18 protein-coding genes are annotated in these 20,798 nt (G+C 39.2%); 15 read left to right on the forward strand and 3 right to left on the reverse strand.

Annotated elements, in window-relative coordinates:
- Positions 1-48: 48 nt before the first annotated feature.
- From E0E32_RS01755 to E0E32_RS01770, 4 genes are all read left to right on the forward strand, one after another.
- Positions 49-1,074: a lactonase family protein gene (locus tag E0E32_RS01755; protein WP_130858761.1), complete on the forward strand. Its 1,026-nt coding sequence runs from the start codon at positions 49-51 to the stop codon at positions 1,072-1,074.
- Positions 1,074-1,532 (forward strand): GNAT family N-acetyltransferase, encoded by a 459-nt coding sequence (locus E0E32_RS01760; RefSeq protein WP_066187193.1) that lies wholly within the window; start codon positions 1,074-1,076, stop codon positions 1,530-1,532. Before E0E32_RS01755 ends, E0E32_RS01760 begins: the two co-directional genes overlap by 1 nt.
- Before the next feature lie 467 nt (positions 1,533-1,999).
- Complete coding sequence (mqo, locus tag E0E32_RS01765; RefSeq protein WP_262361275.1) at positions 2,000-3,499, forward strand: malate dehydrogenase (quinone); 1,500 nt, start codon at positions 2,000-2,002, stop codon at positions 3,497-3,499.
- A gap of 238 nt (positions 3,500-3,737) precedes the next feature.
- Entirely contained in the window at positions 3,738-3,884 is a 147-nt protein-coding gene (locus tag E0E32_RS01770; protein ID WP_078059908.1) for a Spo0E family sporulation regulatory protein-aspartic acid phosphatase, read from the forward strand.
- On the opposite strand, the gene E0E32_RS01775 is transcribed toward E0E32_RS01770, so the two are convergent.
- Both E0E32_RS01775 and E0E32_RS01780 read right to left on the reverse strand, forming a co-directional pair.
- Complete coding sequence (locus E0E32_RS01775) at positions 3,881-4,693, reverse strand: ATP-grasp domain-containing protein (RefSeq protein WP_066187197.1); 813 nt, start codon at positions 4,691-4,693, stop codon at positions 3,881-3,883. The genes E0E32_RS01770 and E0E32_RS01775 overlap by 4 nt on opposite strands.
- A 303-nt stretch (positions 4,694-4,996) precedes the next feature.
- Positions 4,997-5,560 carry a TetR/AcrR family transcriptional regulator gene (locus tag E0E32_RS01780; protein ID WP_350308612.1) on the reverse strand — a complete coding sequence of 188 codons (564 nt, stop codon included), beginning with the start codon at positions 5,558-5,560 and terminating at the stop codon, positions 4,997-4,999.
- Between the two features lie 280 nt (positions 5,561-5,840).
- On the opposite strand from E0E32_RS01780, the gene E0E32_RS01785 reads away from it, so the two are divergent.
- From E0E32_RS01785 to E0E32_RS01795, 3 genes are all read left to right on the forward strand, one after another.
- Positions 5,841-7,787 carry an efflux RND transporter permease subunit gene (locus E0E32_RS01785; protein ID WP_286171651.1) on the forward strand — a complete coding sequence of 649 codons (1,947 nt, stop codon included), beginning with the start codon at positions 5,841-5,843 and terminating at the stop codon, positions 7,785-7,787.
- A 1-nt stretch (position 7,788) separates the two neighbouring features.
- Positions 7,789-9,558, forward strand: a complete 1,770-nt coding sequence (locus tag E0E32_RS01790) for a methyl-accepting chemotaxis protein (protein ID WP_130858763.1) — start codon at positions 7,789-7,791, stop codon at positions 9,556-9,558.
- A 125-nt stretch (positions 9,559-9,683) separates the two neighbouring features.
- Entirely contained in the window at positions 9,684-10,676 is a 993-nt protein-coding gene (locus E0E32_RS01795; protein WP_130858764.1) for an LLM class flavin-dependent oxidoreductase, read from the forward strand.
- 104 nt (positions 10,677-10,780) lie between these two features.
- Here the strand turns inward: E0E32_RS01795 and E0E32_RS01800 are convergent, their stop codons facing one another.
- A complete protein-coding gene (locus E0E32_RS01800) occupies positions 10,781-11,323 on the reverse strand; it encodes a hypothetical protein (RefSeq protein WP_066187206.1) in 543 nt (180 codons plus the stop codon).
- A 294-nt stretch (positions 11,324-11,617) separates the two neighbouring features.
- Between E0E32_RS01800 and E0E32_RS01805 the strand changes: the two genes are divergently transcribed.
- The 8 genes from E0E32_RS01805 to licT all read left to right on the forward strand — a co-directional run bounded on the left by E0E32_RS01805 (position 11,618) and on the right by licT (position 20,770).
- Complete coding sequence (locus E0E32_RS01805; RefSeq protein ID WP_130858765.1) at positions 11,618-12,532, forward strand: phosphatidate cytidylyltransferase; 915 nt, start codon at positions 11,618-11,620, stop codon at positions 12,530-12,532.
- 132 nt (positions 12,533-12,664) lie between these two features.
- Positions 12,665-12,802, forward strand: coding sequence for a hypothetical protein (locus E0E32_RS21975; protein ID WP_165444919.1), 138 nt, complete (start codon positions 12,665-12,667; stop codon positions 12,800-12,802).
- Positions 12,803-13,014: 212 nt separating this feature from the next.
- Complete coding sequence (locus E0E32_RS01810) at positions 13,015-14,184, forward strand: HD-GYP domain-containing protein (RefSeq protein WP_066187210.1); 1,170 nt, start codon at positions 13,015-13,017, stop codon at positions 14,182-14,184.
- A gap of 112 nt (positions 14,185-14,296) precedes the next feature.
- Positions 14,297-15,511 (forward strand): PqqD family protein, encoded by a 1,215-nt coding sequence (locus E0E32_RS01815; protein ID WP_066187212.1) that lies wholly within the window; start codon positions 14,297-14,299, stop codon positions 15,509-15,511.
- A gap of 138 nt (positions 15,512-15,649) precedes the next feature.
- Positions 15,650-15,952, forward strand: coding sequence for a metal-sensing transcriptional repressor (locus tag E0E32_RS01820; protein WP_066187216.1), 303 nt, complete (start codon positions 15,650-15,652; stop codon positions 15,950-15,952).
- Positions 15,953-16,283: 331 nt separating this feature from the next.
- Complete coding sequence (locus E0E32_RS01825) at positions 16,284-18,221, forward strand: beta-glucoside-specific PTS transporter subunit IIABC (protein ID WP_130858767.1); 1,938 nt, start codon at positions 16,284-16,286, stop codon at positions 18,219-18,221.
- A gap of 59 nt (positions 18,222-18,280) precedes the next feature.
- A complete protein-coding gene (locus E0E32_RS01830; RefSeq protein WP_066187217.1) occupies positions 18,281-19,720 on the forward strand; it encodes a 6-phospho-beta-glucosidase in 1,440 nt (479 codons plus the stop codon).
- A gap of 207 nt (positions 19,721-19,927) precedes the next feature.
- Complete coding sequence (gene licT / locus E0E32_RS01835; protein WP_130858843.1) at positions 19,928-20,770, forward strand: BglG family transcription antiterminator LicT; 843 nt, start codon at positions 19,928-19,930, stop codon at positions 20,768-20,770.
- The last annotated feature ends 28 nt before the right edge of the window (positions 20,771-20,798 follow it).

Consider the following 20,798-nt stretch of genomic DNA (forward strand, 5'->3'; position numbering starts at 1 on the left):
GTGGCGATTTGTGCTTGATCGTCAACAAATTAAGTTAGGAGGGAGTATATGACAACCTATTCCTTAGTGATTGGTTCTTATGGAAAAGAGGAAGATAAGACCATTCAATTTGTTTCCTACCATTCGGATAAGCAGCAATTTCAATGGGAAGATAGTTTATCCGGTGTTGCTTCCCCTTCCTTTCTAGCAGTTGGTACACAAGCTTCCTCTCTTTATACAATAAGTGAGCAAGAGAGAGGGGAAGTGATCTTCTTCAATCAAGGAAAGCATTGGCAGGAAAATAGCCGTCAATCGACAGGGGCAGGTCCTTGTCATCTACATATAAAGGAAGAGTCTGGTTATCTACTAACGGCCAATTACGGAGGAGGAACAATTTCACTACATCCAATAAAAAAAGACGGCACTGTTCAACCATGTACCGATACTTATAAATTAGGAGACGTCCAGAATGTTTCTCACCCTCATATGTGTTATCCCATCGGAAAGGATCATCATTACTTAGTGACTGATCTAGGGCAGGACCAACTATTTCTATTTCGTGTAGATGATAAGCGTCATCGATTAATAAAGAAGAATGCATTTTCATTATCGGAAGGGTCGGGGCCAAGACATATAGCCATTCATCCGTCGTTAGGGGTTGTTTACATTGTCAATGAATTTTCTTCTACCGTCTCGGTATATCAATACGATGAATATACCAAGCATTTGGAGTGGAAACAACAAATAGCAACAGTAGAAGCACACGAAACAGAGGGTAACTATGGATCGGATATTCACTTATCACCTGATGGTGCTTACTTGTATACTTCTAACCGTGGAAGAGACACGATATCACGCTTTCAAGTATTGCGAAACGGCAGCTTAAGTTATTTGGATCAGAAGTCGACAGGTGGAAAATGGCCAAGGAATTTTACGATAACAAATGATGGAGAATTTATGTTTATTGCAAATGAGCATAGTGATCAAATATCTGTATTACAAGTGGGTGAAAAAGGAGAATTGATGAAAATAAAAACTCAATTTAAGATGAACGCTCCCACTTGCTTATTAACCTATGAAAGGAATGTGATGTAATGACGGACATGTTGGTCAATCTTCAATCGCCATTGTTAGATAATCTGCAAGAAACGGATGATTTCATTATTAGGCCTGTTTTGCCACCAGAGAGACATATTGTGTTAGGATGGGTGAGGGAGCATTTTGCAGAAAATTGGGTGAGCGAATGCGAGGTTGCTTGCTCTACTGTACCAACCAATTGTTTTATTGCCATTAATGGAAATGAATTATTAGGGTTTGCCTGTATCGATACCACCTTCCGTAACTTCTTTGGACCAACAGGGGTTAAAGAAGAAGCAAGGGGAAAGGGAATTGGTTACAGGCTACTCGTACATAGTTTGAACGAGATGAAGAATAAAGGCTATGCCTACGCGATTATTGGAGACGCTGGGCCAGTTGAATTTTACCAAAAAAAAGTAGGTGCTGTGCCGATTGATAATCCACCAGCATTGAAAGCAATACCCTACTTAAAATAATAAAGGATCATTTGTGTTGCACGATCTTGTAAGATCAGAAAGTATCCCATGTTTGGCACAATACATAATAGGAGGCAGAACGATTTTGAACATGAGTTAATCGGAGAAGCGATAAGACGGATGATGTTAAGTAGCCAGTTCATCTATTCCATGTCGTAAGATTGATAGTTTGCCAATGCTAGCAGATAAAACGATGAAACGCACCACTCCGTAAAGGGCTCTGCTTAACAGCGTCCCGCCTTATCGATAGTCAGCATTTTCTTTTGATGATATAAGTTGAATGAAATTATGCAAGCAAAGACTTGCTGTCACACGTTTTTGTTAGTCTCTTCATGCTGCAAGAGGCTAAACCAACGTAAGTCTCTTTTATAATAGTCCTTCGTTTTAGATGATGGATTGGAGTGACACATAATCGAAACAATGATACACTATAGAAAGGAAGAATAGTACACTGTAAATTTTTGAAAATAAGGAAGGTAGACATGAACGACAATCAAACGAGTACAGACGTGATATTAATTGGTGCTGGAGTCATGAGTGCAACCTTAGGGACGTTGATCAAGGAATTGGCACCGAACTGGAAGATACAAGTATTTGAAAAACTAGATAAGCCCGGCGAAGAAAGCTCCAATGAATGGAACAATGCTGGTACGGGTCATGCCGCACTTTGCGAATTGAATTACACATCTGAAAAATCGGATGGCACGATGGATTTAACAAAAGCCAATAATGTCAATGAACAATTTCAAGTATCCAAACAGTTTTGGACTCATTTGGTAAAAACGAATTTAATCGATAACCCGCAGGATTTTATTGAATCCATTCCTCATATTAGTTTTGTCCAAGGGGATGACAATGTCCGCTTTTTAAAAAAGCGTTATCAAGCCTTGGCGGAAAATCCTTTATTTAAAGGAATTGAATATAGCGCAGAGCTCGAAAAACTAGCAGAATGGATGCCTTTGATGATGCGGGATCGAACGGCGGAAGAACCGATAGCCGCCACACGAATTGTCTCTGGGACCGATGTGAACTTCGGGGCATTAACCCGGAAATTATTTGAGCATTTAGAAGAAAAAGAAACAGAAGTATTTTATCAACATACCGTAGAATCTATCAAACGGGATCGAGACGGCAGATGGAATGTTCGTGTTCGCGATCACGTCAACAACCATGTCAAAAATCATACAGCAAAGTTTATTTTTATCGGTGCTGGCGGAGGCAGTATTCATTTATTGCAAAAGACAGGTATTAAAGAAGGGAAGCAGATGGGTGGTTTTCCTGTAAGCGGACTCTTTATGGTATGCAATAATCCAGAAGTTGTCAAACAACACCACGCTAAGGTATATGGCAAGGCTAAGGTTGGTGCACCGCCTATGTCTGTTCCGCATTTAGACACTCGTTTTATCAATCAGGAAAAGTCATTGTTATTCGGGCCTTTTGCAGGGTTTTCGCCCAAATTTCTAAAGACCGGCTCTAACTGGGATTTAATAAAGTCGGTGAAACCGAATAATCTATTCACCATGTTGTCCGCGGGATTCAAAAATATCCCATTAACGAAATATCTAATCCAACAGGTGCTGTTATCCAAAGAACAACGTATGGAAGAACTTAGAGATTTTATTCCAAATGCAAAGCTTGAAGATTGGGATTTATTAGTTGCGGGACAGCGTGTACAGGTGATTAAAGATACCGAAGACGGTGGAAAAGGAACCTTGCAATTTGGTACAGAGGTAGTTACCGCCGAAGATGGCTCCATCGCTGCTTTACTTGGTGCCTCACCAGGTGCGTCTACAGCAGTATCAGCTATGCTTGGTTTATTGCAGGATTGTTTCCCAGAAGAATTTAAAGCGTGGGAACCAAAGATCAAAGAGATGATACCATCCTATGGAAAAAGGTTGTTAGATCATCCTCAATTAATAGAAGAAATCCACGAAACTACCGATAAGGCATTAGCGCTAGACGTGTAGGTAGAGAACTACAGAGCGCTAATGAATGATCCAATAGTACAATTGGCTTCTTCTGTAATGGAATAGAAGCCAATTTTATTTTGTGTAAACATAAGTAGAACGTTATTTTATTTGAAATGCAGTTATCTGCTAAGAACACACGCACTTTTTCTAAAACAAATAATCCCTGTTTTGTTTTGAACGGAACAAAACAGGGAATGATTGTAGCAATAATAAAATAGAAGGAGTTTTCATTCTGATGACATTGGAACAGAAAATAGAATCCATGAGAGAAACATTATATTTATTATACGAGCAAGACGCAAATTATGAAGAAATTTTAAAGACCTCAACCGACCTAGATCAACTATTAAATCAACTTAGAGGACAGTATGCAAACGATTAAGAGATAACCTTCCTTGGCAGTGGTGATGTCGGAAAAGGAGGTTCATTATGTCTGGATAAGTATTGATAAATGGTTTGAGCTACTGTATATGGCTGTTGACTCAGCCCTTGGTTTCCGAATAATACATTGAATTCTAGAATATAATAGCGATGATGACTGTATAATACATCAAATCCTGCATGATTAATATGAAGTCTTTTGGCAAGCTGTCTTACCATTTGAACAGCTTCATTGGGTATATCCGTATAATGAACCTCACCACCCTGTGCAATATTATGAAGAAAGTCTCCCTTTTGCCCACTTCGCCAGTAAGCGGCATACACCTCATCTCCAACCACACAAACACGCAGATCCTGTCCATCGTTGGGCAGGTATTCTTGAATGTATAAAACTTCATTAGATTGGGCATAGGTTAATAATTCCTGTTTATCCGTTATCAGAAAGACACCTTGTCCCATAGAGCTTTTCACTTCCTTTGCAACAAAGGGAAAAGGGAATGTATCGAGTATTTTTGTTATATTGGCTGCTGTATTGGAAAGAATCTCGGTGTAAGGAACGTGCTGTGGAACCACTCCTTGAAGAACCCGAGTCATTTCTATTTTGTCTGCCCCGATTTGCAAGGTTTCTATACTTGGAAAAATCGACTTATTTAATCCGTAAACCAGCGTAGATACCTGCCAAGTCTCTGGGAAAAGAATCACATCTGCTTGTTTAATTACATCCATTTCGCGGAACATAAGCTCCGGTTTGATGTAGGTTATTCCGGGTATGCCAATAGTGCGAAAGGCATTAAATGATATCAATTTCATGCTTGATTTCCTCATCTCTGTTTGGATTAACGTTTTTATCATAGCACAAAATCTAGAAAACAGTAAGTTATCATTTGTTTGTGGGGGCATTACTAGATTGATATATAGTAAGATATAATCTATATCTAAGTAGTCTTCAAACATGTTCGTACTGCTTTTTAATCCAGTACTGCAAATTTGGATTATTTAAAGTAGAACCTTTTCGCGAACAGTGAGTTCGGCCGTTTTTACGCTTGGCGAGCGCTCTGGGAATATGTATCGCGCTCCATGGCAGCGGAAGCCGTGCTAAGGTATCGCGATAATTCACTCATTCGAAATACATGACAATCCATTTGTTGTAAATTGAATAATGATGTGTGCCATTTGTTCAGGCGACTGTTTGGTATCGTTTGCCAGCCAGTCTTTAATCACATGAATCGCTCCGCTGATAATAAAGGTACTGAGGTAAGAGGCCTTTTCCTGATCCGGAATTTTGGTTTGATTCATTAAGAAGTCTTTTGCGATATGCATGATTCGTTTTTCAAAATTGGTACCGATTTGCTGATGTAATAGGGTGTAACAGATGTCCTTATTCTCTTCAATATACTCTAAAAGCTTCTCCGTCATTTGAACCGATCTGTGTTCTACTAACTCATTTTCCTGTAAATATTTATTCATTTCTTCAATAATCTCAGCTTCTATTTGGTAAAGTAAATCTTCTTGATCGGCGAAATGAGTGTAAAAGGTGGAACGGTTGATGTCAGCCTTCTCACATATTTCTTTGACTGTAATGGCAGTAAAAGGCTTTTCATTTAGCAAAGAAATAAAGCTTTCTTTTAAAGTCATCAAGGTATATTTCTTACGTCGGTCGATTTTCTTCTCCATCATTTCTTTTCCTCCTGCCTAAAAAATATGAATATTCTGTGACATCCCAACACTTTTTCAGCAAATGTTGGGCTTACGACACAATTTCGTGAACTGTTTGTTGATTATCCAACACGATGTCTATATAATAATAAAATGGATGGAGGATAAAATCAAGAAGGGATGATCAACTATAGACTTTTCATCAATTATTATTAAATATAAAAAGACAATCGTAATCCTGTTTTTTCTGATTGCTATTGTTAGCGGCATCACGCAGTTTGCGGTGTCTGTCAATTATAATATGTCAGATTATTTGCCGGAAGATTCTCCATCAAGCATTGCGATGGATACAATGGAACAAGAATTTGATGCGGGAATTGAGAATGCTCGAGTTATGCTGGAGGATGTTTCGGTCCAAGAAGCACTTATTTACAAGGAGCAATTGGAAGAAATAGACGGCATAAGTGAAGTGACATGGCTAGATGACGCAGTTGATATCAAGACACCGTTGGAACTAGCTGACCATGATACAGTAGAAACCTATTATAAAGATAACCATGCACTCATTTCTTTACATATTCGTGAAGGGGATGAGGTGGCAATTACAGAGACGATTTATGAGTTAATCGGTGAGGAGAATGCCTTAGCAGGAGAAGCAGTAGATACTGCCAATTCACAACAGATGGCTGGTTCAGAATCGGCATACGCTGCCTTATTATTAGTACCGATTATTATTATTATATTGATCTTATCTACCAATTCATGGATGGAGCCCGTCTTTTTCCTAACGGCGATAGGGGTATCGGTATTAATCAACTTAGGGACCAATATTTTTCTTGGCGAGGTATCTTTTGTTACCCAGTCGGTGGCGCCGATACTGCAGTTAGCAGTATCGCTTGATTATGCGATTTTTTTGTTGCATAGCTTCTCTGACTTTCGTAACCGTGGGGAGGATTCGGTTCCTGCGATGAAACTGGCAATCAAACAATCCTTTCCAGCGATTGCAGCTAGTGCCTCAACGACTTTTTTTGGTTTTATAGCGTTAACGTTTATGAATTTTGAAATTGGTTCGGATTTAGGTATTAATTTGGTCAAGGGTATTGTACTAAGCTTTGTCAGTGTGATGATCTTTTTACCTGCTTTAACGTTAACCTTTTATAAATGGATCGACAAAACCAGTCACAAACCAATTATACCTGCTTTTAAAGGAGTAGGGAGACGAGTATTGAAGCTGCGGATACCAGTGATGGTGCTCGTGTTATTATTGATTGTGCCAGCATTCTTAGCACAAAGTAATACCAATTTTATTTATGGTACTGGGGAGCAGCCAGACAATACCAGGATCGGTCAGGATGCAACAGCCATTGAAGATACATTTGGTAAGTCAACGGCGGTTGTGGTGCTGGTGCCGACTGGCGATTTAGCCAAGGAAGAGGAATTAACACAAGAGTTAGAAGATTTGAATCATGTTACCAGCGTACTTTCTTACGTCAATACTGTTAGTCCGGTTATTCCGCCAGAATATTTGGAGGAAAGTGAGGTAGAATCTTTCTACTCGGATAATTATGCGCGGATGATTATTAATACAGAGACGGAATCGGAAGGAGAAGAGGCTTTTTCTTTAATCGGTCAAATCGAGACAATTACGGAAAACTACTACGGTGAAGAGGCATATACATTGGGGGAAAGTGTTACCCTTTATGATATGAAGACAACTGTCGAAAGGGATAATGTGGTAGTTAATCTGCTTACGGTTATTGCGATTGCCATCGTGCTGCTAGTGACATTTCGCTCGATCTCTTTTCCAATTGTACTGTTGTTGACGATTCAAGCAGCTGTTTGGATTAATTTGGCTGTTCCATATTTTATGGATACAGCACTGGTATATGTAGGTTATTTAATCATCAGTACGGTTCAACTGGCGGCAACGGTAGATTATGCGATTTTATTAACGGAAGCCTATAAAGAAAACCGTAAAGAACTACCAGCTCTAAAGGCAATTAAAAAGACGATTGATGAGAAGGTGTTTTCCATCGTTATTTCTGCCTCGATTTTATCGAGTGTCGGTTTTATCCTCTGGTTTACTTCCACCAACCCAATCGTATCGTCTATTGGTCTTTTATTGGGACGTGGTGCTCTGTTAGCTTTTATTATGGTGCTGTTCTTCCTGCCAGCCATACTGGTTGTGTTTGACAAAGTAATGGATAAGACAACGTGGAAAGCAAATTTTTTTAAGGAGAAGGGATAAGATGACCATAAAAAAACTATTCCTAGGGATGCTTACTGGTATGTTAATACTAACGGCCGTTCCGGTTGCGGCAGAAGAGATTCATCCAGCTAAAGATGAAGTGATATATGCCACACTTCAACCAAATGGAACACAAGAGGATATGTATGTTGTCAATAGCTTCGAGTTGGATAATCAAGGTGAAGTAACCGACTATGGGGATTATACAAATATTAAGAATCTAACCGATTTATCAGAAATAGAACAAAACGGGGATCAAATGCAATTCTCGACAGATCAAGAACAATTTTATTATCAAGGTAATTTAGAAGAAAAGCCCTTACCATGGCAGTATGAAATAACCTATCGACTGAACGGCAAAGAAATATCTGCGGAAGAGCTCTTAGGTCAGGATGGTACGGTACAAATAGAAGTGCACACGTCAGAGAATGATCAAGTGGATCCTGTTTTCTTTGAGAATTATTTACAACAAATATCAATCACACTAGACAGTGAAAAATTCGAGGATATCCAAGCAGAAGATGGCACTATAGCGAATTCGGGTAAGAATAAACAAGTGAACTTTCAGGCTATGCCAGAGAAAAATGGAGATTTTGTGTTGGAAGCGAATGTAACGGATTTTGAGCTAGAGTCAATGGAAATTAGTGCAATACCTGCCTCAATGGCTATTGACTCACCAGATATGGAGGAAGCAAAAGATGAGTTTCGTACCTTATCGGATGCCTTATCAGATCTAGCAGGTGGTGCCAATGATCTACAACAAGGCATGTCGGAATTAAATAACGGAATAACAGAATTGGAACATGGTTCATCCAGTTATCAGAATGGCTTAACCGAATTGAACAATGGCTCCTCAGAGTTGGTGAATGGGTCGAGTTCCATTCAATCGGCCTTAAATACGATGAATGAGTCATTGAATCAAGGGATGCAACTTGGAGACTTAGAGGAGCTAAGAGGAACTTTACAAGATCTGGCGAATGGATTAGAGGAAGCAAGTGAAGGTATTGGAGGGCTGGATACCAACTATTTAGAGTCTCTTGAGGCATTGGATCAAGCGATTCAGGAGATACCGACCTCTGAAGTGACAGAAGAAGATATCCAGGCTTTACGTGAAAGTGAGGTAGATCCAGAATTGGTGGAAGCCCTCATCACGACTTATCAAAAGGCACAAGAGGCACAACAGGTGTATCAGCAAGAACGAGAGTCTTTGGAAGATATTATCCCTACAATTGAAGAGGCAAATGCAGTCCAGGAAGAGGCAGCTTCTTCTTTAGGAGAAATGGCCGACCAAATGCGTTCGGCGAGCGAGCAATTGGATATCGAGAGTTCCCTGCAGCCATTACAGGACGGCGTAGCGGAGCTATCTGAACAATACCAGTCCTTTCATTCTGGTCTTGTGGAGTATACCGATGGTGTGAATGAATTGACGACGAACTATGCTTCGATTCATAATGGTATTAGTGAATTACCAGAGGGTACCTCAGAATTAGCAGGTGGTGCTGGAGAGTTAGCCGATGGTGCCAATGAAATAAGTGAATCAACCTCAGACCTTCCCGATCAATTACAAAGTGAAGTAGATGAGATGATGAATGAATATGACAAATCAGACTTTGATCCTGTTTCCTTTGTTTCAGATAAGAATGAAAAGGTAGAGACAGTTCAATTTGTGATTAAGACGGATGCTGTGAAACATGAAGAAGAAGAAACAGAAGAAGAGAGCCCAGATGAAGGAAAGAGCTGGTGGGAAAAGCTTATGGATTTGTTTCGATAAAGTGAGCTTTATTTGGAATTGAAGGCCGGTAAGAGGATAACGTCACACGTTTACATGGAAAAGCTCGCTGCCATGTGAACGTGTTTTTCTATACAGCTGCTCTTTATTAGAAGGAGGTACAATAAATGAAATTAAGTGTATTAGATCAGGCACCTATTTCCAGAGGAGACACACCGGAACAAACATTGGCGAATAGTTTGGAATTGGCACAATGGACAGAAAAATGGGGGTACACACGGTATTGGGTTGCCGAACATCATAATACGAATGGTCTGGCTAGTTCATCACCAGAAATACTGATGACACGACTTGCTTCTGTTACCAATCGCATTCGCATCGGCTCAGGAGGTATATTGCTCCCTCAGTACAGCCCTTATAAAATTGCCGAAAATGCGAAGACAATGGCTGCTTTTTTCCCTGACCGAATCGATCTTGGTGTAGGACGTTCACCAGGTGGATCGGCATTAACGAGGTCAGCATTAACCGATAATCAAAATAAAAGCCTGCAAGAATTTCCGCGTCAATTGGCTGACTTACATGGTTTTTTGAATAATAGTTTGCCTCGAGAACATCCCTTTCGTTTGGTGAAAGCGGGACCGAGAATAGAGAATATTCCACCGCTTTGGGTGTTAGGACTTTCAGAACGAGGAGCAAAGAATGCGGCGGAATTGGGACTGAATTTTGTGTTTGGACACTTTATTAATCCAGATCATGGACAAGAAGCCTTACAAGCTTATTATGATGCTTATCAGCCAGCGACTACCGGAGCAAGACCACAGTCGATTGTTTGTATTTTTGTCGTTTGTGCCGAGACAGAACAAGAGGCCGAAGAGCTTGCCTTGACCCAGGATAAATGGCTATTAAATGTTGGAAAGGGTGCGGATACCAAAGTGCCGAGCGCGGCAGAGGTACGGAATAAAACATTTTCTGCGGAGGAACTGAATCAGATCAAACATAATCGAAGAAGGTGTTTGATTGGTACACCAGACGCCATTGAACAGCAATTGCGAAGACTGCAGGAAGTATACCAAACCGATGAGTTTATGGTGATAACGAATATTCACGATTTTGAAGCAAAGAAAAAATCCTATCAACTATTGGCCAAGCAGTTGCTTTAAAAAACTTTACTATCCGACGTATTTCATGTTGAGTTTTTTCACCATGTACTATCAACAAACTGGGTTGGTGAGCGCTCTCCCTAGTGGAGGCTCACCAACCTGGTTTATGCTTCTTTAACATATCCAGCTAATCTTCCCTCATATAATAATTCCAACCTTTGATTTTTTCGAAAGTCGTCTGGCGTAATCATCGCAGGTAGTTTATCCCATAGATGAATACCAGAGCGATAAAGAATATCTGCAACGAATTGGGAACAGAAATAGGCATTGCTGAACTCAATTGGTTCTTTTAGAGAAACACCAATTACTCCAAGAATATTATATAAAAATCGATGATTATTTCGAATAAACACGTCCAGAATCCGCCTCATTTTTTCTCTTTCCCGTTCCGTTACTGCCAGACGATAGATAACACACGTTGTTTCGGGATACTTACTATAGGTGCCAGTAAAAATATTCTCTTTCACAAACCCGCCATAGAAAGGGTTGTTAGGATTTTTTCTGCCAAAACTGTACATCTCATGAAGCTGCTCATCAAAAGAAAGAGAGGCATGGTTATATGGGGCTTTGGTATACGTTTTGATCATATTGGTAAACCATGTTCCTGTATCGGACAGCATGATATAGACATATGGTTGATTCTCCATCTCTATCACCTAATTTACTATTTTATCTTTTCATTATAACGCAACTACAGTACAATGAAGAATGTTTCTTATAAAAAAAATCGGGATGAACCCCATCTGAACCTTTATCGCAAAACTAAGTTAGATATGGAATGGTCAAAGGTGTTGCTATGGAGATTTTTTTCTATTCGTTTATTCTAGTGTGTTTTGTGCTTGTCTTGATAGGAAAATCTTGATCTGGTCGATGTTACTTGTAAGTGAGATAATGATTACTCTCGGGCACATATCAAAATCATAGTAAAAGAGGTGAGTAGTTTGCAAGAAACCCTTTGGACATTAGGTCTTATTTTAGGTGCTATCATCATCGCAACCATTGCCTTGTACAGCATTAAGAGACTGCAGCCACAAAAAGATTTTTCTGCTATCCAAATGCGCGTGAAGACCTGGTGGGGCATGTTCGTGATTTTTTGTTTTGCCACATTATTTAATACAACGGTCTCCTTAATTGCAGTGATGATTTTATCATTCGTTTCATTACGTGAATACTTTTCCATGATGAAAACAAGAAAATCAGATCGACGTCTCTTTTTATGGGCTTATATCATGGTACCCTTGCAATTTTATTGGATTTATATTGGTTGGTATGGAATGTTTATTGTTTTTATACCCGTTTATGTTTTTCTTTTCTTACCCCTTCCCCGTATCATCGGTAAAGGAACGATCGGTTTTCTTCGATCTGTCAGTTTTGCTCAGTGGGGATTAATGTTGATGGTATTCGGTCTTAGTCACTTGGCGTATTTCCCAGTAGCAACTCCCGTATACGGTCCTAACTTAGTGTTATATCTGGTTGTGTTAACTCAATTAAATGACGTGGTACAATATGGCACCTCATTATATATAGGAAAAAGAAGACTCGTTCCTACGGCAAATCCTTATCTGTCTTGGGAGGGATTCTTTGCAGGGATCATGATAACAACCCTTATTGCTTATTTCCTTTTCCCGTTCTTGACGCCGCTTACGCCAGTGTTTGGTGTCGTTTCTGGTGTGTTAATCAGTGTAGCCGGATATATCGGCAGTTTGACCATGTCTGTACTAAAACGAGATTTGTTAATAGGGAATCAAACCAAATGGGAAGAAATAAAAGGACGTTATCTCAGTCGTATTGATAGTTTGACCTACACGGCCCCAGTATTCTTCCATGTCATTCGATACTTTTTTGATTTTATGTAGGAGGTAAGGAAGAGCGATCTGTTTGGAATGTTTAGCCACAGGCATAATAAGGGAAAGGATAAAATAAAAGATGGGAAAGAAGGTTGATGGTATTGATTTCTTTCGAAGAACAAAAATAGCAATGGTTCAGCCTTGTCGTTAGAGGAACAATATCAAATGTTTTTGGAATTACTCGAACAAAACGTCGACGATGATGAATTACTGGAGAACGAAATTGGCACGTTAGTAAGAAGAAAAAAACCAAGGCCCAAATATCGAAAAGTAGGCTAAAAAAGCCGTAAGAAGAATCAAAAAAATAAAAGAGAGACTATCATCTTGAGTGGGAGGACTTTGAACCTATTAAATTAGTGACCTAGGAGGTATTACACTATTTAACGCAAAATTCGACATTGATACAAAAATTATAGTATGATTATTTTGTATAAAAAATACGTAGCGATACGGTTCTATATATAGTATAATGTGAATAGGAAGGTATAAATATGCAAAATTCTCATTCGTTTGCCAATTTATTAAATGAAGAAAAGAGGGCAACAACTTGGTTTTTGTGGTTATTTTATACGACTTATTTTTGTTATGAGCTTTTGTATTATTATTTACTGCCTATTGTAGCGTGGAATTTTGCTTCAGATGTGCAGAAAAACCTAGTTGACGTTTTGATGTATGTTTTCCTTTTGGCATTATTACCAGTGGCTATTTATAAAATCCGTCAGAATAAGCCGGCTTCCATTAAGTATTTATATTTTATTGTCTTTATTGTGCTCAGTATGTTATATGAATTATATTTTTATGCAACCTATGAAACACCCTATACGCATGGCAGTATTATTGAGATTATTTTTATTTTGTTTTCCCCAATCTTTGTAAGTAAACGCTTTTTCTATGTGGTGTTTTTAGGCGTGATGGGGAAATATATCATTGTGGGGATAGCCTTACAGGACCTTGTATTTATCCTGCCATTGTTTGTTGTATTCGTATTTTCGTGTGTGGCTTTTATCGTATTATCCAGGTTTATTAGTTATGTAGCGGCTTTTCGTGAATCATATGATCAGCAGATTGAGAATATTGCCAAAGGAATTATTGCTACTCTAGAATTAAAAGATAGATATACAAAGGGTCATAGTGACAGAGTGGCGAACTATTCATTAATTCTGCTAAAGTCTTTTCCGTTATCTCAACAAGGAAATTTAAGATTATTTTATTATGCTTGTTTGTTGCATGATATCGGTAAAATCAGTATTCCAGATGCCATCTTAACGAAGGATTCACAATTGACCGAAGCAGAATATCAAGTAATCAAAACACATCCTGTCGTCGGTGCAGAAGCCTTGGCAAATGTAGAAGGGATTAAGGAATATATCGATGTCATTCGTCATCATCATGAAAGATGGGATGGGCATGGTTATCCCGATGGTTTAAGACGTCGCGAGATTACCTTGTTCGCCCGTGTAGTAGCGATCGCCGATGCGTTTGATGCGATGACATCCTCCCGGTCTTATCGAGCTGCCGTTTCCCCTGAAGAGGCTTATGAGAGGATAATGAAGGCTAGCGGTAGTCAGTTCGATCCGCAAGTAGTCGAACATTTTAAGGAAGTTTATCCATTATGGATTGACTATCATAATGAAAGTAAAAATAAGAAGAGGGAGGTTTAACATGAAAATCCGTAAATTAAAACGTGTAAAAGCAACATGTTGGTGGTGTATTTTCTGGTTCTAATCATAGAGTAAAGAGGATGCTGACGAGGAAGGCATTCTCTTTTTTTCTTTGTTTGATCAAGAGATGGCAGAAGGTGAATTTGTGAAGATAACCTATCAAAGTAATGTCTTATTACATCATTACACATTAAAACCAGAAAAACATAATTTTATATTGTGCGTTACTGATACCGGTGAGTTTTATGAAATATCACCTATGGCAGCAGAGGCTGTTCAACGCCTGAACCATCATGAGGATTTGCAAACGATAGAAATGAATGTAAGACAGATGTATCCAAGTGAAACCGTTGATATACTGGCTTTTATCTCACAGTTGATGGAGTTAGGGTTGATAACAGAAATAGATGGGGAAAAGTTGGATCAAAGACATGCAGAATCGCCTGATGCTCGTTTGCAACACATCTCGCCGAAACTAGCCAGACTTTTATTTCATCGTTTTACCATACCTATTCTTATTTTTTTCTTATTAGGAAATGGGAGTATATTTATCTTTAGCCCTTCTTTACTCCCTGCTTACACTGATTTGTTCGTATTCGATTCCATGGCGTTAAATCTTTTGCTGTATATGTTCGTTACCTCTGTCTTGCTTAGTATACATGAACTAGGTCATATATTGGCTATGCGCTCGTATGATTTGCCTGTTCATGTTGGGATAGGGAATCGCTTATTTTTCCTTGTCTTGGAATCGGATTTGACGGCAGCATGGGATTTGTCATTGCGCAAAAAGAATACGGTGTTTTTGGCTGGTATATATGTGGATCAGGCCTTATTATGCGCCACCCTTGTATTAAAAATAGTGCTCATCGACCAAACGATGATTCAAGCGATTTTATCGGTTATCCTATTAGATATTTGTATAAAGACGATTTATCAATGCTGTATTTATATGAAAACAGATGTATACTATGTCTTGGAGCATAGCACAAGGTGTTATAATCTATTTGAAAATGGCAGAAACCAACTAGGGAAGTGGATTCCATGGATAAAAAAAGACTTATCCACCGAAGTGTTTGATGGTGAAGAACGAATCGTGAAATTGTATGGCCTGTTTTCCATGGTAGGAGCACTGCTGACCATCGGGTTATTTGCGTTTTATTTCATCCCGCAATTCGTATACATTTGGCAACAGGTTATTCCGCGGTTGACTTATCCATTGCAGGATCCGTTATTTTGGGATGGGATAGTAATTATAGGCCAGATATTGCTTTTTCTAAGTATATGGTGCTATGTTTGGATCAAAAAGAGTTGCTATAATAAGTCATAATTTCCTGGGAAATAATGCACGGTCTATTTGGATAAACTCTTAGGTTTTCCATGCCATCAAGAAAATGCTAGCTCGTTTTCATCGTTTGACAAAAATACACTATAGGGGTATATTAAAAGTAGAAGGAGCGGATATTATATGGAAAAAACATTGCATCACCACCCTAGTCAGCCTCGTTCAAAGAGTGAACAAGATTTGCTGATCAATCGGCTAAAGCGTATCGAGGGCCAGGTGCGCGGTATACAGAAAATGGTGGAAGAGGATCGTTATTGTGTAGATATTTTAATTCAAATCAATGCGGTGCAAGCAGCTTTGAAAAAAGTAGGTTTTTCCGTGACGGAGCGTCATATGAAGCATTGTGTGAGTGACGCGATTAAGTCTGGAGAAGGCGAAGAAACGATCGAAGAATTGATGGAAGTAATGAAGCAATTCTCGAAGTAATTTACTGTCTGTCGTTTCCTTTATTTACATCAAAAAAAGGAAAAGTGCTTCTCCTTTGTGTTTAATAAATCTTTCATTAACCGCTTGCATTTGTATGTGCGAGGTGCTATAATTTTAGTATCAAATGAATAAATTGTAACTTATATGAGTTTTTAGGAATGTTACCTTTGGCGGGCATAACCTGAACTGATATCTGCGCTACACGTATGTGTGTGCATAGATACCAGTTCAGGTTTTTTTATTGCCATACTGGTTAACATAAACAAAACGAAGTTGCAATGAAAATAGAGTACTTGAAGTACAATAAAAGAAGCAGAAGGAAGGGAAAAACATGAAGTATGAACAGCTTGCCAAAGATATTATTGAAAACGTCGGCGGTAAAGAAAATGTAAACAGTGTGGTCCATTGTATTACCAGACTTCGCTTTAAGCTAAAGGATGAAAGTAAAGCAAACACAGAAGTGCTGAAAAACATGAATGGTGTCGTTACCGTGATGAAAAGTGGTGGGCAATATCAAGTAGTTATCGGTAACCATGTGGCAGATGTGTATGCCGATGTAGTAGCAATTGGAGGTTTTCAAGCAGACAGTCAAAACGAAAATGATGAAGATGAAGAAAAAGGCAGTCTGCTTGACCGATTTGTAGATGTGGTTGCTGGTATTTTTACACCTGTATTAGGTGTGTTAGCAGCTACTGGTATGATTAAAGGTTTTAATGCTTTGTTCTTATCATTAGGCTGGGTAACGGAAGAAGGAGGAACGTACCAAATTCTCAATGCGATTGGCGATGCCTTCTTTTATTTCTTCCCGATTTTCTTAGGTTATACGGCCATGAAGAAGTTTGGTGGAACCCCATTTATGGGGATGGTCATTGGGGCCGCACTAGTTTATCCGACTATGGAGGCTTACTCCGCACCTGATGCCGGTGAGCCGCTGTATACGTTGTTTGCTGGTACCGTTTTTGAATCACCGGTATTTATTGAATTCCTAGGTATTCCAGTTATATTAATGACTTATTCTACGTCGGTTATTCCGATTATTATTGCCACGTTTTTTGGGTCAAAAATTGAGAAATTTTTCCGAAAAACGATACCGGATGTAGTCAAAACATTCTTGGTACCATTTTGTACTTTTTTAGTTATTATTCCATTAACCTTTCTTATCATTGGTCCTATCGCTACATGGGCAGCTAATATGATTGGATCTGGGGCTAATTATGCCTTTGAACTAAGTCCGATCGTGGCAGGATTTGTTGTCGGAGGTTTTTGGCAAGTACTGGTTATTTTTGGTCTGCATTGGGGATTGATTCCACTTGCGTTTACAAATATAGGATCCCTCGGTTATGATCCGATTCTTGCGATGATGTTTGCTGCTTCGTTTGCACAAATTGGTGCAGTTTTAGGCGTTTGGCTGAAGACGAGTCAACAAAGTATCAAAACACTTAGTATTCCAGCCTTTATTTCTGGAGTGTTCGGGGTCACGGAACCAGCAATTTATGGGATTACCTTACCACAAAAACGACCGTTTATTTTAAGTTGTGTAGCCGCAGCTGTTGGCGGTGGTTTGCTCGGATTTTTCGGTTCCAAGATTTTCGTCATGGGTGGCTTAGGTATCTTTATGATTCCTTCCATGATTGGTCCAGATGGCATGGATATGTCTTTTTGGGGTGCTATTATAGCGATTATAGTGGCCTTTATATTAGGCTTCCTGCTCACTTATTTCTTTGGATGGAAAGATGATTCAACAACAGAAAAAACTACAAATGATGCACAAACAGGAACAACAGATAATGGAGCAAAAGCAGTAGATACGGAAATGATAGCTAGTCCATTAACAGGACATATTAAAAAACTATCTACCATAGAAGATGAGACATTTGCTTCTGGTTTAATGGGCAAAGGGGTTGCTATCGAACCGATAGAAGGAAAAGTAGTATCACCAGTCAACGGGACTGTAACAGCCTTTTTTCCGACCAAGCATGCGATTGGCATAACTTCCGAATATGGCACGGAGTTATTAATTCATGTGGGGATGGATACGGTCAATCTAAATGGTGAGTTTTTCAAAGGTTTTGTTGCACAAGGGGATACGGTGAAAACCGGAGAAACCCTGATTGAATTTGATGTGGAACAAATTAAACAGGCAGGCTATCCAGTCACTACACCCGTGATTGTAACGAATCCAGATAAATATCATTCCATGATTGTGTTGGTTGATGATGAAGTAACGACCAAGGATGAATTGCTTACTTTAACCAACGAAGAGGCATAAATAATAATACCGCCATTATCATACTTATGATAATGATAATGGCTGGCAGGAGGTTAAACATGAAGCAAAAGAGAACATTTCCGGAAGGTTTCTTATGGGGAGGTGCCCTTGCAGCCAATCAAGTAGAGGGTGCCTACCAGGCTGATGGTAAAGGATTAACAACGGTTGATTTATTGCCAACAGGTCCAGAGCGCTGGAACTATATGAAAGGGCATATAGATTCCTTTAAGCCTAAGGATGACCTTTTTTATCCGTCTCATCAAGCGATTGATTTCTATCATCATTACAAAGAAGATATTGCCTTGTTTGCTGAAATGGGTTTTAAATGCTTGCGCGTATCGATTGCTTGGGCACGCATTTTTCCTACCGGTGAAGAAAAAGAACCAAATGAAGCAGGGTTGCAATTTTACGACGATCTGTTTGATGAAATGCACAAATATAATATCGAACCTGTGGTTACCACTTGTCATTTTGATGTTCCAGTTGCCTTAGTCGAGCAATACGGCAGTTGGAAAAATCGAAAAATGATCGAGCTTTATGAAAAATACGTGCGCACGATTTTTACTCGTTATCAGGATAAGGTGAAGTACTGGATGACGTTTAACGAAATTAATATGCTGCTGCACCTTCCTTTTATGGGGGCGGGGATCGTACTTAGTGAAGAAGATCATCGTGAACAGGTTTTGTATCAAGCGGCCCATCACCAATTGGTCGCCAGTGCCTTGGCAGTGAAGGCTTGCCATGAGATTATTCCCGATGCTCAGATCGGCTGTATGTTAGCAGCAGGAATGGCTTATTCTTATACGCCTAATCCTGATGATGTTTGGGCAGCGATGGAGATGGACCGGGAATCCTTTTTCTTTATTGATGTGCAATCACGTGGGAAATATCCTGGCTATGCGAAACGCTTTTTTCAAGATAACCAGCTGACGATTGAAATGGAGACAGGTGATGAGGAGCTTCTTGCTGCACATACCGTTGATTATATTGGTTTTAGTTATTACTCCAGCCGATGCACAAGTACAGATGAAGAAGTGCTACAGAACATAACAGAAGGAAACGTGTTTGGTTCGGTAAGTAATCCTTATTTGACAGCCTCGGAATGGGGATGGACGATTGATCCGAAAGGACTGCGGATTACCGCCAATCAATTGTATGACCGTTATCAAAAGCCATTGTTTATTGTCGAAAATGGACTCGGTGCGATAGACCAGCTCGATGATGATGGATATGTGGAAGATGATTATCGCATCGATTATTTAGCCTCTCATTTCAGAGCGATGCATGAAGCTATCCAAGATGGTGTAGAGATGATCGGCTATACCAGCTGGGGGCCCATTGATATTGTTAGTGCCAGCACCGGTGAAATGAAAAAGCGGTATGGTTATATTTATGTTGATCGCGATAATCAAGGTATTGGCAGTTTAGCAAGAACCCCTAAGAAAAGCTTTAACTGGTATAAGCAGGTGATCCAAAGTAATGGAGAAAGTTTAACCTAAACACCTTCATTGTAGAAATACCAGAGAATAAGATGCTGTGTGTACACCAACAGGTACACTCAGCATCTTATGTAACAGAAAGGAAGAGATTTTAAACTTATACTAAGGAAGTGTCCTGTATTATGTTAGAATAATAGTACATTATTTTTTTGTTAAAGTGACGCATATTGCCATTGTTAAATAAGGAATAAGGGTTGGATTCTTATGATGAAAATATCGAAAATACTAAATAACAATGTCGTGCAATCACAAAACAATCAAGGTCAAGAAGTGGTTGTAATGGGAAGAGGGCTGGCTTTTCAAAAAAAGGTCGGTCAATCGATTGATGAGGGTAAAATCGAAAAGATATTTAAGCTGGAAGATCAATCTGTCTCCGATAAACTGGTGGAATTATTAAAAGAAACACCAGAACAATACTTGGAATTGGCAGATAAAATTCTACAATATGCCAGATCGCAACTGTCTTACCCATTAGATGATTATCTTTACATTGCCTTGACAGATCACTTACACTTTGCCATTAGTCGTTATAATAAAGGGATAGAGTTGAAAAACCCTATGCAGTGGGAAATTCGCAAATATTATAAAAAGGAATTTCAAGTTGCTTTACATGCGTTAGATATTATTGAGAACGCTACCAGTGTCAGGTTTGCAGACGATGAGGCAGCTGCTATCGCCCTTCATTTGGTAAACAGTCAACTAAGCGGCAATAATATAGACGAGGCTATTCAGGTAACGAAAATGGTGAACAATATATTAACGATCGTGAAATATCATTACCAAGTAACACTAGATGAGTTTTCTGTAAACTATGATCGCTTTTTGACCCATCTTCGTTTTTTTGCCTTACGTTTTGCCCGTCAGGAAACCATAAAAGGTCAACCAACCGATGCTTTTCTGATGGATCAAGTAAAAAAGAAGTATCCAGAGGCTTATCGTTGTAGTGAAAAAATTTCCAAATATATTGAAAAGGAATACCAATGGACGATTGGTGATGATGAAAAAATCTACTTAACTCTACATATCCAACGGGTGACAAGCCGTATATAAAAGCCTTGAAAAACAAGGATGGAAAAGA

This window comes from Gracilibacillus phocaeensis, from assembly GCF_900626275.1.
Lineage (GTDB): Bacteria > Bacillota > Bacilli > Bacillales > Amphibacillaceae > Gracilibacillus > Gracilibacillus timonensis.

Coding starts and splice junctions, on each gene's coding strand:
- E0E32_RS01755 (WP_130858761.1), top strand. CDS start 49: ATGACAACCTATTCCTTAGTGATTGGTTCTTATGGAAAAGAGGAAGAT.
- E0E32_RS01760 (WP_066187193.1), top strand. CDS start 1,074: ATGACGGACATGTTGGTCAATCTTCAATCGCCATTGTTAGATAATCTG.
- E0E32_RS01770 (WP_078059908.1), top strand. CDS start 3,738: ATGACATTGGAACAGAAAATAGAATCCATGAGAGAAACATTATATTTA.
- E0E32_RS01775 (WP_066187197.1), bottom strand. CDS start 4,693: ATGAAATTGATATCATTTAATGCCTTTCGCACTATTGGCATACCCGGA.
- E0E32_RS01780 (WP_350308612.1), bottom strand. CDS start 5,560: ATGATGGAGAAGAAAATCGACCGACGTAAGAAATATACCTTGATGACT.
- E0E32_RS01785 (WP_286171651.1), top strand. CDS start 5,841: ATGTCAGATTATTTGCCGGAAGATTCTCCATCAAGCATTGCGATGGAT.
- E0E32_RS01790 (WP_130858763.1), top strand. CDS start 7,789: ATGACCATAAAAAAACTATTCCTAGGGATGCTTACTGGTATGTTAATA.
- E0E32_RS01795 (WP_130858764.1), top strand. CDS start 9,684: ATGAAATTAAGTGTATTAGATCAGGCACCTATTTCCAGAGGAGACACA.
- E0E32_RS01800 (WP_066187206.1), bottom strand. CDS start 11,323: ATGGAGAATCAACCATATGTCTATATCATGCTGTCCGATACAGGAACA.
- E0E32_RS01810 (WP_066187210.1), top strand. CDS start 13,015: ATGCAAAATTCTCATTCGTTTGCCAATTTATTAAATGAAGAAAAGAGG.
- E0E32_RS01820 (WP_066187216.1), top strand. CDS start 15,650: ATGGAAAAAACATTGCATCACCACCCTAGTCAGCCTCGTTCAAAGAGT.
- E0E32_RS01825 (WP_130858767.1), top strand. CDS start 16,284: ATGAAGTATGAACAGCTTGCCAAAGATATTATTGAAAACGTCGGCGGT.
- E0E32_RS01830 (WP_066187217.1), top strand. CDS start 18,281: ATGAAGCAAAAGAGAACATTTCCGGAAGGTTTCTTATGGGGAGGTGCC.
- licT (WP_130858843.1), top strand. CDS start 19,928: ATGAAAATATCGAAAATACTAAATAACAATGTCGTGCAATCACAAAAC.